At 34.3% G+C, this 13538-nt stretch carries 15 protein-coding genes; 12 read left to right on the top strand and 3 right to left on the bottom strand.

Annotated features, from left to right (window positions below):
• Window positions 1–36: 36 nt before the first annotated feature.
• Window positions 37–711: a head GIN domain-containing protein gene (locus tag H5V42_RS10540; RefSeq protein WP_185783134.1), complete on the top strand. Its 675-nt coding sequence runs from the start codon at window positions 37–39 to the stop codon at window positions 709–711.
• A gap of 53 nt (window positions 712–764) precedes the next feature.
• Here H5V42_RS10540 and H5V42_RS10535 read toward each other — a convergent pair whose 3' ends face one another.
• Window positions 765–1205, bottom strand: a complete 441-nt coding sequence (locus H5V42_RS10535) for a hypothetical protein (protein WP_185783133.1) — start codon at window positions 1203–1205, stop codon at window positions 765–767.
• A 133-nt stretch (window positions 1206–1338) separates the two neighbouring features.
• Window positions 1339–2151 (bottom strand): hypothetical protein, encoded by an 813-nt coding sequence (locus tag H5V42_RS10530; protein WP_185783132.1) that lies wholly within the window; start codon window positions 2149–2151, stop codon window positions 1339–1341.
• A gap of 101 nt (window positions 2152–2252) precedes the next feature.
• Between H5V42_RS10530 and rsgA the strand changes: the two genes are divergently transcribed.
• From rsgA to H5V42_RS10480, 10 genes are all read left to right on the top strand, one after another.
• Window positions 2253–3200 (top strand): ribosome small subunit-dependent GTPase A, encoded by a 948-nt coding sequence (gene rsgA / locus H5V42_RS10525; protein WP_185783131.1) that lies wholly within the window; start codon window positions 2253–2255, stop codon window positions 3198–3200.
• 2 nt (window positions 3201–3202) lie between these two features.
• Window positions 3203–3655 (top strand): D-aminoacyl-tRNA deacylase, encoded by a 453-nt coding sequence (gene dtd / locus H5V42_RS10520; protein ID WP_185783130.1) that lies wholly within the window; start codon window positions 3203–3205, stop codon window positions 3653–3655.
• A gap of 4 nt (window positions 3656–3659) precedes the next feature.
• Window positions 3660–3986, top strand: coding sequence for a nucleotide pyrophosphohydrolase (locus H5V42_RS10515; RefSeq protein WP_185783129.1), 327 nt, complete (start codon window positions 3660–3662; stop codon window positions 3984–3986).
• 30 nt (window positions 3987–4016) lie between these two features.
• A complete protein-coding gene (locus H5V42_RS10510) occupies window positions 4017–5246 on the top strand; it encodes a 3-phosphoshikimate 1-carboxyvinyltransferase (protein ID WP_185783128.1) in 1230 nt (409 codons plus the stop codon).
• Between the two features lie 79 nt (window positions 5247–5325).
• Window positions 5326–6375 (top strand): tRNA preQ1(34) S-adenosylmethionine ribosyltransferase-isomerase QueA, encoded by a 1050-nt coding sequence (gene queA / locus H5V42_RS10505; RefSeq protein WP_185783127.1) that lies wholly within the window; start codon window positions 5326–5328, stop codon window positions 6373–6375.
• A gap of 76 nt (window positions 6376–6451) precedes the next feature.
• Entirely contained in the window at window positions 6452–7492 is a 1041-nt protein-coding gene (gene rlmN / locus H5V42_RS10500) for a 23S rRNA (adenine(2503)-C(2))-methyltransferase RlmN (RefSeq protein WP_185783126.1), read from the top strand.
• A gap of 133 nt (window positions 7493–7625) precedes the next feature.
• Window positions 7626–8561 (top strand): polyprenyl synthetase family protein, encoded by a 936-nt coding sequence (locus H5V42_RS10495; protein WP_185783326.1) that lies wholly within the window; start codon window positions 7626–7628, stop codon window positions 8559–8561.
• Between the two features lie 71 nt (window positions 8562–8632).
• Window positions 8633–9199, top strand: coding sequence for an RNA polymerase sigma factor (locus tag H5V42_RS10490; RefSeq protein WP_185783125.1), 567 nt, complete (start codon window positions 8633–8635; stop codon window positions 9197–9199).
• A 6-nt stretch (window positions 9200–9205) separates the two neighbouring features.
• A complete protein-coding gene (locus H5V42_RS10485) occupies window positions 9206–9955 on the top strand; it encodes a hypothetical protein (protein WP_185783124.1) in 750 nt (249 codons plus the stop codon).
• Between the two features lie 140 nt (window positions 9956–10095).
• Entirely contained in the window at window positions 10096–11172 is a 1077-nt protein-coding gene (locus tag H5V42_RS10480; RefSeq protein ID WP_185783123.1) for a hypothetical protein, read from the top strand.
• 3 nt (window positions 11173–11175) lie between these two features.
• On the opposite strand, the gene H5V42_RS10475 is transcribed toward H5V42_RS10480, so the two are convergent.
• The gene (locus H5V42_RS10475; RefSeq protein ID WP_185783122.1) at window positions 11176–11415 is read right to left on the bottom strand and encodes a zinc-ribbon domain-containing protein; all 240 of its coding nucleotides are present in this window, start codon (window positions 11413–11415) and stop codon (window positions 11176–11178) included.
• A 134-nt stretch (window positions 11416–11549) separates the two neighbouring features.
• Here H5V42_RS10475 and dnaG point away from each other — a divergent pair, with 134 nt between their 5' ends.
• A complete protein-coding gene (gene dnaG / locus H5V42_RS10470; RefSeq protein WP_185783121.1) occupies window positions 11550–13520 on the top strand; it encodes a DNA primase in 1971 nt (656 codons plus the stop codon).
• The last annotated feature ends 18 nt before the right edge of the window (window positions 13521–13538 follow it).

Below are 13538 nucleotides of genomic sequence, written 5' to 3'. Positions count from 1 at the left end.
CATCTCTCTAGAAACAAAGAACTTAAAACAAGAATAATGAAAAACATAATTACGTTTCTACTTTTTACAATAGCATTGCAGCTAAACGCACAGCGCACAATAGATACACAAGTCGGCGATTTTAATGAAATTAAAGTCTTTGATTTGATAGAAGTTAATTTAATTCAGTCTAACGAAAATAGAATTGTAATTAAAGGTGAAAACGTAAGCGATATTAATTGGATTAATAAAGAAGGCGTTTTAAAACTTAGAATGCAGCTTGATAAAAAATTTAGAGGAGAAGATACTTTTATTGAAGTGTATTATACAGACATTGATGTAATAGATGCCAATGAAGGTTCTCAAATAACTTGCAACGAGTTGGTAAAGAAGAATAAAATTGAGTTGCGTGCACAAGAAGGAGCAAGAATTAATATAGGTATGGATGTAGCTGTTGCCGAAATACGAGCTGTAACTGGCGGTATAATACAAGCATCTGGTTTAGCTGAAAACCAAACGGTAGTTCTAAATACCGGTGGAATTTTTGAAGGTAGCGATTTAAGAACCGCAGTTTCAGAAATTAAAATTCAAGCAGGTGGAGAAGCAGAGGTATTTGCCTCTGAACGGGTTGATATAAATTTAAAAGCTGGGGGTGATGTAGTTGTTTATGGTAACCCTAAAGTAGTTAATAAGAAAACCTTCGCAGGAGGTAGAATTCGTATATTGGATTAGAAAGTTGATTGTATTAAAAAGCCCCTAACAGTTAAGTTAGGGGCTTTTTTTTGCTATCGTTTAAAAATGTATCGGGTAATAAAAATACCTTGGCCATCTGTGTTTCCACTATCGCTCTCAACAGCACTGGTAACAAAGGCAAGCTCCCATCCGTTACTAATCATATCATTAATCATAGAGGTAATTACGGCATCATTAGCTGCAATATTCTGAAAACGAATTCCTCCTAAATTGTAAAAATTTAAAAGTTTAGTTTCCTCAAAGTTTTTTACACGAATATCACCTCTTTTAGATTTGTTACGGGTATTATCCTCATTAGTTTGTTCACTAGTGTATTCTTTATAATCTTTTTCTTCTTGTGCATTAATGATTCTAGACCTACCTAAACCATTAGGTACAATTGATTCTACGCTAGTTATTACTTTATACTCTTGCGCTTGAGTTGTGAATACTATTGTCAAACCCAATAAAGCAACTGCAAATATTTTTTTCATAATGTAAGTGTTTTAAAAACATTTTGTTAGTTCAGAAAAATACAATTTCTTGGTAAGATGTTTTATCTCAAAAGGTTATAAAAAAGTAAAGCCTCGTATAAACGAGGCTCTCCTTTTTGATTGGTTGTGGTTTTTATTGAATTGAAAAATCAAATACAGATTGATTTTGTCTTCCTTGTGGTACTTGACCTTGGTAAATAAAGCAATATTCACCAGGCTCTAAAGTTGTAGGTGTTACTTTAAAAACATTACCTTCAATTTCTTCAATATCAAATCGTATAGATAATTTTGGGTCAATACCTTCATTACTGGATAACCAATTGCTTTTACCAGTAATAACTTCTCTTAGATTTTGTTTTTCTCTAACTTTTAACTTAACAAGAACAAATTCGTTAGGATTGCTAGCCACTCTAAACCACCAGTTTAATAAACCAGCTTGACTACCTTGATTTGTTTGAAGGTTATCGACTTCTGTGGTAGCAGGGTTAAACTTAAATGTAAATTCTGGCTGCGTTGTTCTAATTACATTGTTAGATACCGTATTGGGTAATCTTGCTTTTTCTTTTGAGTTTATTAAACCAGAGACTAATACTTGTGCTACTCTATTACTGTTATTACCAGAAAAGACAGCTGGCTGTATTAACTTGTCTTCACCGTCTTCATTTACAAAATAAATACCTGTTTTAGACTTTGTGTTTTGTTTTGATTTTTCCATTATCAAAGAGATAACTTCTGAAGACACACCAGCTTTTTTAAGGTCACCTAGTGCCGCAATACTTGCATCAAATTTTACATCGGAAGTATTAATCTTGTCCATTATCATATAATCATCAAAACCCAGTTCAACCATTTGTACAACACTTTCGTTGGTAATGGTTTCTTGAGCCGTTGTGGTAATGAAAAAAGATAAGGCAGTAATTGTTAGGAGAATTTTGAATGGTTTCATTTTAAAGTTGATTTATCATTTTTATCAAAATAACGCTAATTACTTAAAAAAAGAAAATTGTTTCTTTGTTATTGTATAAATGGCAGCTGAGAGGTAATAGAATGCAAGGAACAGTATATAAGTCAACCGGTAGTTGGTACACCGTAAAGGCCGAAAATGGCGAATTTTTCGAATGCCGAATAAAAGGTAAATTTCGAATAAAAGGTATAAAAAGTACCAATCCAATTGCGGTAGGTGATATTGTTGAGTTTGAACTAGAAGCAGATGGTGAAGAAGGCAATGGTGTAATAACTAAAATTGTTGAACGTAAGAATTATATAGTCAGAAAATCTGTAAACCTTTCTAAACAAGTTCATATTATTGCAGCCAACGTAGATCAAGCATTTTTACTGGTTACTTTAAATAATCCAATTACATATACTGCTTTTATAGACCGTTTTTTGGTTACAGCAGAAGCATATGATATAACTGCAATCTTACTTTTTAATAAAATAGACTCTTATAACGGGGAAGAATTAGAAGAGGTTAATTATTTAATGAAAATGTATGAAGATATTGGATATGAGGTCTTAGCTATTTCAGCGAAAAATGGTGAAAATATTGAAGCTGTTAAAGATTTAATGAAAGATAAAACCAGCATGTTTTCTGGTAATTCTGGTGTAGGTAAATCTACTTTAGTGAACGCCTTAGACGGACTAGAAATTAAGACAGCTGAAATTTCTGAACAACACATGCAAGGTCAGCACACTACCACCTTTGCAGAGATGTATGACCTTTCTTTTGGAGGTAAAATAATAGATACTCCTGGTATTCGAGGGTTTGGGGTGGTTGATATGGAAAAAGAAGAATTGGGAGATTATTTTCCGGAGTTTTTTAAACTAAAATCAGCTTGTAAATTCAATAATTGTTTGCATTTAGATGAGCCCAAATGTGCTGTTAAAGAGGCTTTAGAAGAAGGTAAGTTGTCTTGGAGTAGATACAAAAATTATGTGCAAATGCTAGAGGAAGATGTAGACGAAAATTATAGAACTGATATTTATAAAAACTAGAAATGCGCGCCGTAATTCAAAGAGTTTCTAAAGCTAGTGTAACCGTTGAAGGTTCTATTACAGCAGCTATACATAAAGGTCTTTTAATATTAATTGGTATAGAAGATGCAGACAATGCCACAGATATTGAATGGTTATCTAGAAAAATTGTAAATCTTAGAATTTTTAATGATGTGGATGGGGTTATGAATACATCATTAATAGACGTAGATGGTGATGCTATTGTGGTTAGTCAATTTACCTTACATGCTTCTACGAAAAAAGGCAATCGCCCTTCCTATCTAAAAGCCTCTAAACCAGAAATTGCCGTCCCTATTTATGAAAAATTTGTAGCGCAAATAGAAAAAGATTTAGGTAAAAAGGTAGGTACAGGAGTTTTTGGTGCCGATATGAAAGTTGAACTATTAAATGATGGCCCAGTAACAATTGTAATTGATACAAAAAACAAAGAGTAATTAAATGAACATACAAAACGCGCAACAAGCGGTAGATGAGTGGATACAAAACCATGGTGTACGCTATTTTAACGAACTAACTAATATGGCTCAACTTACCGAAGAGGTAGGGGAGGTAGCTCGTATTATAGCAAGACGTTATGGGGAGCAAAGTGAAAAAGAGTCTGATAAAAACAAAGACTTAGGTGAAGAACTTGCTGATGTTCTTTTTGTGGTACTGTGTTTAGCCAATCAGACAGGGGTTAATTTGCAACATTCTTTTGAAAAAAAGTTGGATATTAAAACCAAGCGAGATCACGACCGCCATCACAATAATGAAAAGTTGAAATAAAGCTATATTTGACGCCTAATTTTTTGAGATTTGAATTTATCTATAGCTGCTCCAGAACTAGCCAAAATTGAGGCTTCAATTAGAATAACAGGCTCTAAAAGTGAAACTAATAGATTGCTTTTACTACAAGCACTGTATCCCAATTTAAAAATTGAGAATATTTCTAATTCTGATGACGCTCAGGTAATGCAAAAAGGATTGTTAGTTACAAATGGTATTGCTGATATACATCATGCAGGAACGGCCATGCGTTTTTTAACCTCTTTCTTTGCTACCCAAGAAGGTAGAGAAGTGGTGCTAACAGGTTCTCATCGTATGAAAGAGAGGCCAATTGGCATTCTAGTAGATGCGTTAAACAGTTTGGGGGCTTCAATCTCTTATGTGGAAAATGAAGGTTTTCCACCATTAAAAATAACTGGAAAAAAAATAGCTAAAAACAAGGTTAGTTTACCAGCAAACATAAGTAGTCAATACATTTCGTCATTGTGTTTAGTAGCTGCCGGTCTAGAAAATGGTTTAGAAATAGAATTGGTGGGTAAGGTTACCTCAGTACCCTATATAAAAATGACCTTGGCGTTACTGCAAGAAGTGGGAATAGCCTCAACGTTTGAAGGTAATATCATTAAAATACTTTCCAAGAAAAGCGTTGAAGATAAAGTGTTAGTTGTAGAGTCAGACTGGAGTGCAGCAAGTTATTACTACAGTGTTGCAGCCCTAGCAGAAATTGGTAGTACCATAAAACTTAGCGCCTATAAAGAAAGTTCTTTACAAGGAGACAGTGTATTGGCTGATATTTATAAGAGTCTGGGAGTTAAAACTGCTTTTAAAAATAACACTATTACCCTAACCAAGGTAGAAGACGCCAAGACCACAGACTTAAAATTAGACTTAGCAAATGCACCAGATATTGCGCAAACTATTGCAGTAACGTGTTTTGGACTGGGTATTGCTTGCCATTTAAGAGGTTTACATACATTACCTATTAAAGAAACAGACCGTTTGGCTGCCATGAAAACAGAATTGGAAAAATTTGGCGCACAAGTAATTATCGACCATGAGAGTTTACAACTTGTAGCTAATTCTAGTTTTAAAAAAAATATAGCAGTAGATACGTATCATGACCACAGAATGGCAATGGCTTTTGCACCACTTGCGTTAAAAGTGCCTTTTGTAATTAATGATGCTGGGGTGGTTTCAAAATCTTATCCAGATTTTTGGTCAGATTTTAAAATTTTAGGGTATAAAATAGAAGAGGCGTAGTATTTATCTAGTAAATACTTGACAACCCCTACTTCCTAATCGTATCTTTGCAGCCTTTGACTAAAATCGAAATCAAAACATGAAATTATCGAACTTCAATTTTGAGCTTCCTAAAGAGCTCTTAGCCGAATACCCAGCAGAAAATCGTGATGAATCAAAATTAATGGTGATTCACAGAGAAACTGGTAAAATTGAGCACAAGTTGTTCAAAGACATGATAGATTACTTTGATGAAGGTGATGTTATGGTGTTGAATAACACTAAAGTATTTCCTGCTCGTATGTTCGGTAATAAAGAAAAAACTGGAGCACGTATTGAAGTATTTTTATTACGCGAGCTTAATGAAGAACAACGTCTTTGGGATGTTTTGGTAGACCCAGCACGTAAAATAAGAATTGGTAACAAATTGTACTTTGGAGAAGATGAAAGTCTAGTTGCTGAGGTTATAGACAACACCACTTCTAGAGGTAGAACACTTCGTTTTTTATATGATGGTTCCTATACTGATTTTAGAAGAAAGCTTCGAGAACTTGGCGAAACACCGCTACCTAAATATATCAAAAGAGATGTAACTCCTGAAGATGAAGAACGCTACCAAACAATTTATGCAAAGCATGAAGGTGCAGTAGCAGCTCCTACAGCAGGTTTACACTTTTCTAAACACCTATTAAAGCGATTAGAAATCAAAGGAATTGATTTTGCTGAAGTGACGCTACACATAGGTTTAGGAACTTTTAATCCAGTTGAGGTTGAAGATTTATCCAAACATAAAATGGATAGTGAAGAGCTTATTATCGATGAAAGAGCTACAGAAATTGTAAACAACGCTAAAGCACAAAAACGAAAGGTTTGTGCTGTTGGTACCACAGTTATGAGAGGTCTAGAAAGCGCAGTTTCTTCTGACCATCAATTAAATACATTCGAAGGATGGACAAATAAATTTATTTTCCCACCTTATGAATTTAGCATTGCAGATGCAATGATTACCAATTTTCATTTACCTAAATCAACGCTTTTAATGATGATTTCAGCGTTTATGGGTCACGATTTAATGAAAAAAGCATACAAGCAAGCCATTTTAGAGCAGTATAAATTCTACTCTTATGGTGATGCTATGTTAATTATATAATTCGCTTTTCTAGCGTGTACAGAATTAAAAAATCCCGATGTTGTCATCGGGATTTTTTCTTTTCTAATTTTGCAATATGGCAGTGGTGAAGAAAGATATTAGAGCTTTAAGTAAAGAACAATTACGAAATTTTTTTACTGATAATGGTGATAAAGCCTTTAGGGGTAATCAAGTTTATGAATGGTTATGGCAGAAATCAGCACATTCTTTTGATGTAATGACCAATCTATCAAAAGAAACGCGCCAAATGCTAGAAGCCAATTTTGTTATCAATCATACCTTGGTTGACCAAATGCAACGCAGCTCAGATGGTACAATTAAAAATGCAGTAAAACTTCATGATGGCCTTATAGTAGAATCTGTTTTAATACCAACTAAAACCAGAACAACTGCTTGTGTATCTAGTCAGGTGGGTTGTAGTTTAGATTGTAAATTCTGTGCTACCGCGCGTTTAAAACGTATGCGTAATTTAAATCCGGATGAGATTTATGACCAAGTAGTAGCTATTGATGAACAAAGTAAACTCTACCATGGTAAGCCCTTGAGTAATATTGTTTTTATGGGGATGGGAGAACCGCTCATGAATTACAATAATGTAATTAAGTCAATAGAGAAAATAACTTCCCCAGAAGGTTTAGGAATGTCGCCAAGGCGAATTACAGTTTCAACTTCTGGCGTTCCTAAAATGATTAAGAAAATGGCAGATGATGAGGTTAAGTTTAACCTTGCTGTTTCTTTACATTCGGCAATAGATGAAGTGAGAACTTCTATAATGCCTTTTAATAGCACTTTTCCATTAAAAGATTTACGTGAAGCTTTAGCATACTGGTACAGTAAAACCAAAAACAGAATTACTTACGAATATGTAGTTTGGAAAGGTATTAACGATACTCAAGAGGCCGTGAATGCGCTGGTGAAGTTCTGTAAGTTTGCACCGTCAAAGGTGAATTTAATTGAATATAACCCAATTGATGATGGTGATTTTCAACAGGCTAATGATGATGCCATTCAAATGTACATTCAGACTTTAGAAAGAAATGGAATTACCGTTACGGTGCGTCGTTCTCGTGGAAAAGATATCGATGCTGCTTGCGGTCAATTAGCAAATAAATCTTAAATGTTATCAATATTTTAAATAACTCTTGCTTCGGTACATTTTCCCTACTTTTACCCTTAGAATTTTTTCCAAAAAAGCACCAAACTAATTGAAGAAGGAAGTTGTTCAGATAAGACAACCCATAGAATGGGAAATGGAACGTTTTGAAAACAAGTTCCGTGACGCCATGGCTTCAAAGGTAGCTTTGTTCAATAGAATAACGTATTACATTGCCAATAGAAAAGGAAAACAAATGCGACCCATGTTTGTTTTCTTAACAGCAAAATTGCTTAATGAAGGTAATGTGGCAGAACGTACCTATACTGGCGCTACCATTATTGAGTTAATTCATACAGCAAGTTTGGTTCATGATGATGTTGTTGATGATAGTAATAAAAGGCGTGGGTTTTTCTCAGTAAACGCCCTTTGGAAAAATAAGATAGCTGTTTTAGTGGGTGACTTTCTTTTCTCACGTGGTTTACTGGTGGCTTTAGATAGAGGTGATTACGATTTATTGCAAATTATCTCCAATTCAGTTAGAGAAATGAGTGAAGGCGAGTTGCTGCAAATTGAAAAAGCCCGAAAGCTAGATATTACAGAGGATGTGTATTATGATATTATTCGGCAAAAGACGGCAACGCTAATTGCTGCATGTTGTAGTATTGGTGCAGCATCTGTACTTCCTGGGTCACCAGAGGTAAAAGAGTTTAGAAAATTTGGAGAACTCTGCGGAATGGCTTTTCAAATAAAAGATGATTTGTTTGACTACGGATCAGAACAAATTGGTAAACCAACAGGTATAGATATTAAAGAGCAAAAAATGACATTGCCTTTAATCTATGCAATAAACAATAGTAGTAAAGAGAAGAAACGTTGGTTAATTAACTCTATTAAAAACCACAATAAAAATAAAAAACGCGTAAAAGAAGTAATAGCCTATGTTAAAGAACAAGGTGGCTTAGATTATGCCGTAACTAAAATGTTAGCCTTTAAAGATGAGGCTTTAAGTCTTCTAGCAAAATATCCAGAATCGCCTTATAAAGAGGCACTTACACTAATGGTTAACTACGTTGTAGACCGAAAAAAATAATTTTTTTCTAGTTCAGACAACCCTTTTCCTAATTATCTCGTCTATCTTAATAGAGACCAAAACGGTAGACATTGAAAGTTATCTCATTTTATAGTAACGAAAAGCAACTTGTAAAGAAAGCAAAAGCAGGCAACAGAATTGCGCAGCAAACAATTTATGACAAGTATGCGCCTAAAATGTTGAGTGTATGTAGACAATATATCAAGGATCTACATTTTGCTGAAGATGTTATGGTTGGTGGTTTTGTAAAAGTTTTTAAACACCTAGAAAGTTTTGAAAATAGAGGAAGTTTTGAAGGGTGGATTAGAAGGATAATGATTAGAGAAAGTATTTCTTATCTCAGAAAAAGTCAGTTTGTAGTCTATGATGATGAGATTATTACCAATAAAGCGGTAGCCGTTAATGACAATAATGCTTTTGAAGATGTAGAATACATTCAGTCTTTGATAGATGATTTACCACAAGGTTACAAAATGGTATTTGTACTCTATGTGGTCGAAGGTTATAAGCATACTGAAATAGCAAAACTTTTGAATATTAGCGAGGGTACGTCAAAATCTCAGCTTTCAAAAGCTAGAAAAATGCTTCAAGAAAATTTAAAATTACAAGGGGTAACTACAAGTGTAGTTAACAAATAAAAAACTATGAGCAAGTTAGAAAAACGCATTAAAGAAAAGTTAGGGCAACGTGAGTTGACTCCTTCGGCTGGTGCTTGGGAACGTATTGCAGAAGAGCTCGGCGAAGAAAAAAAGAGTACTTCTAAAACTAATATATGGTTTATTGCAGCAGCAATTTCAGCATTATTATTAACGCTTTCAGTAATGTTCTTTACTAAAAATGAAATGGAAAGTGTAGAACAATCACCAGTTGTAGTAAACCAAGATTCATCTTTAGAAAATATAAACGAAACACCACAATTGGTAAATGTAGATACGCCCATTAGCAACCAAGAAGCTGCTTCTTTGCCTACCATAGCCGAAACTGAGCATTTAATGAAACAAAATTCGGTAGTTTTTGAAGAAGAGCAGGGCATTAAGAAAGATGTTGAAATTGATGAAACAGAATCGTTTTCTAAAACACCTTATGCAACTGATGAAGAAGTTGCAAGTACTATGCTCATTGAAGATAAATTACAAGAGGTTTTAGCTTTAGTGACCGCTATGGAAAATGATAGCATTACGGTAACAGACCAAGAAATAGATTCTCTATTACTGCAAGCGCAGCGAGAATTGTTAACTGATAAGCTTTTAAATTCTAATACAGAAGTTGATGCATTAACCCTATTAAATGAGGTAGAGCTTGAACTTTTTGAAGATGACAGAGATCAATTGTTTAATACATTAAAAAATAGCTTTTTTAAACTGCGAACGGCCGTCGCAGACAGAAATCAGTAAAAAACTCCTTACTTCCTCTCCCTTTGGGTGAGGTCGGGTGAGAGCTTATTCATCAATCAAAGCCTGCTTTATTTAGCCCCTGTGCTGAGCGTAGTCGAAGCAAGGGGGCAGGTAAAGTACGGACTAAAAATTAATTAAAAATGAAACTAATTACAACACTAGTATTTGTACTCTTATTGGCAATTCCTTTAAATGGATTTGGCCAAAAAACAGCTCAAGAAAAATTAACTGACTTAGAAAAACAGAAAGAAAAAATTACGTTACAAGAAAAAAAGGCATTAAAAGAAGAAGTTAAAGCCATTAATGATAAACTTACTTTAGGTGAGATTACTGAACAAGAAGCTCAACAATTAAAAGAAGAAGTGGCTAAAAAACGAGCCATGAATATTGAAAACCGCTTGGCCATTATCGATAATAAAATAGCACTATTGGAGCGTAATAATGGAGAATATTTAGAGCTAGATTCTCTACAAAATGTAGAGAGACTTATGATAAGCATTGGTGGAGATGACGGTGAAGGAACCAAAATTTTTGGAATCCGTTTTGATGATAGAAAAAACAAACCTGTTAAATACGACCGTAGAACCTATTCTGATTTTGTAATGGCTATAGGTTTAAACAATGCGTTAATAGATGGCGAATCTTTAAGTGATTCTCCTTATAAAATTGGCGGAAGTCGATTTTTTGAAATGGGGGTGCAATGGCGAACACGTGTTTTTAAAGAATCTAATTGGTTACGTTTTCATTACGGATTTTCATTTCAATTCAACGGTTTAAAACCAGATAACAATCAATTTTTTGTACAAAACGGAAACCAAACAACATTGCAAGAATTCGATAGAGAACTAACCAAATCTAAATTAAGAATGGATAATCTGGTTTTTCCAATACACTTTGAATTTGGTCCTTCAAGATTATTTAAATCAGAAGAAAAGATTCGTTATAGTTTACGTAAACAATTTAGAGTTGGCCTAGGCGCTTATGGTGGATTTAATATTGGCACAAGACAAAAGTTAAAGTATTCTCTCGATGGGGAAAAGATTAAAGATAAACTTAAGCGAGATTACAACACTAGTGACTTAATTTATGGTTTAAGTGCCTATGCAGGTTTTGATAACACCGTATTGTATGTTAAATATGATTTAAACCCCATATTTAAAGACGCTGTTGTTGACCAACACAACATTTCTTTAGGCTTACGTTTTGATTTGGATTAAAATCTAACTTATCTCACTTTTCATTGCAGGTGTAAATTCATTTTCAAAATATACTCGTTTGCAATGTGAACATTCAGTAAACCTATTGGTTTGTATTTTAAAAAGTTTTATCCAGAACAAGTGAAAATAATTGCCTTGTTCAACTAATGCTAAGGTGTTTTCTTGTTGGCAATGAGAACACCTTACATTATTTAATGCCTGCTGGGTAGCTTTACCATTTCTAGTTCCAAAAAAAAGAATCATAGGGTAAAATTAAACAAAACAACAATCAATTTCTCCTCTTTAAGGCGGAGGCTAGGGGAAGGGGTTATTTTTCCATATTTTTAACGGCTAAAATAATATTACCCACTCCTTAGGAGGGGGCTAAGGATAGACTCATGATTTCAAAAACCACCATAGATCAAGTTTATGAAACTGCTCGTGTAGAGGAGGTGATTGGTGATTTTGTACAACTTAAAAAATCGGGTTCAAACTTTAAAGGGTTGAGTCCGTTTTCTGATGAGCGTACACCCAGTTTTATGGTATCTCCCGTAAAGCAAATCTGGAAAGATTTTAGTAGCGGTAAGGGCGGTAATGTGGTAGCCTTTTTAATGGAACATGAGCATTTTAGCTATCCGGAAGCCATTCGATATTTAGCCAAAAAGTACAATATTGAAATCGAGGAAACAGAACAGACTAATGAGCAAAAAGAGCAAGCCAATGAACGTGAGAGTATGTATTTGGTTTCAGAATTTGCTCAAGACTATTTTGTAAAAACGCTCTGGGAAACCCAATTAGGTAAGGCTATTGGTCTTACGTACTTTAAAGAAAGAGGTTTTACAGAAGAAACTATTAAAAAATTTGGTTTAGGGTATAATCTAGACCAATGGGAAGCATTTACCCAAACCGCTCTAGAAGCCGGTTACAAATTAGAGTATTTAGAAAAAACTGGTTTAACTATTGTAAAAAATCAGGGAGCCGGTGTTCAAAAAACCTTTGATAGATTTAAGGGTCGCGTTTTATTTCCTATTCGTTCTATGAGTGGCCGAGTTTTAGGCTTTGGGGGAAGAATTCTAACTAATGATAAAAAAGCGGCCAAATATCTAAACTCGCCAGAAAGTGAAATCTACCATAAAAGTAAGGTCTTGTATGGTATTTTTTATGCTAAACAGGCCATTGCTAAAGAGGATAATTGTTATTTGGTTGAAGGTTATACAGATGTTATTCAAATGCATCAGCGCGGAGTTGAGAATGTTGTGGCTTCTAGCGGTACAGCCCTTACACCCGAGCAAATACGTTTAATTAATAGGCTTACTAAAAATATTACCGTACTTTTTGATGGGGATGCTGCCGGTTTACGAGCTTCATTACGAGGAATTGATTTAATTCTGGAACAAGGTATGAATGTAAAAGTCTGCACTTTTCCAGAAGGGGAAGACCCAGATAGCTTTGCAAAACATCATGCTCTTGAAGATATTCTAGCTTATTTAAAATCTAATGCTAAAGATTTTATTCAATTTAAAACATCGCTTTTAGCAGAAGAAGCAGCAAACGACCCTATAAAACGTGCCGAAACCATTAGAGAAATAATAAGCAGTATTGCCAAAATACCTGACCGCATTCAACAAGAGGTTTATGTGCAAGAGTGTGCTAAAATTATGCAGGTTTCTGAATCAACGCTGTATAATTCGCTGGCACAATTAGACAAAAAGTTTAAAGCTGATGCGGCCAAAAAAACGAAATCAACACAAAAAGCTTTTGAAGTTGTTAAACAAGATGAAATTAGTGAAAAGGTTGACCCGCAGTACGAGTTAGAACGCAAAATAATAGAACTGCTTTTACTCTACGGTGATAAAACTGAGGACTTTGAAGATTTGGTGTTAAAAGAGAATGAAAATGGGGAATTGATTTTGGAGCCAGAAACCTATCAAGCAAAGGTTTATGAAAAAATTTACTTGGATTTACAGGATGATGAGATTGAATTGGCTAATGAAAGATTTCAAAACATTTACGTACAGCTAATAACTAAACTAAATCAAGATGAAGAGTTTACAATTAACACTTTTGTAAATGCTTTAGACCAAGAATTAATAAATGAGGTTTCTTCAATTCTAATGGAAGAAGAAAAATACACCTTACACGATTGGGAAAGAAAAGATATTTACCCAAAAGATAAGGAGATTGGTATAGCACAATTGGTATCAGAAACAATTTTGAGTCTAAGGAGTTTACTTATTAAAGCTCGTATAGCAAAGCTACAAGAAGCTACCCAAAACAGTATAAGTAATGATGAACTCTTACAAGAAATAATTAATTACTTGCAGTTAAAAAAGTTGCTTCATAACAAGTTAGCACGCGTAATTACATAAAAAAACCTCAATTTAATT

The organism is Croceivirga lutea (assembly GCF_014235875.1).
GTDB lineage: Bacteria > Bacteroidota > Bacteroidia > Flavobacteriales > Flavobacteriaceae > Croceivirga > Croceivirga lutea.
This window is presented reverse-complemented; position numbering and strand designations above follow the sequence as displayed.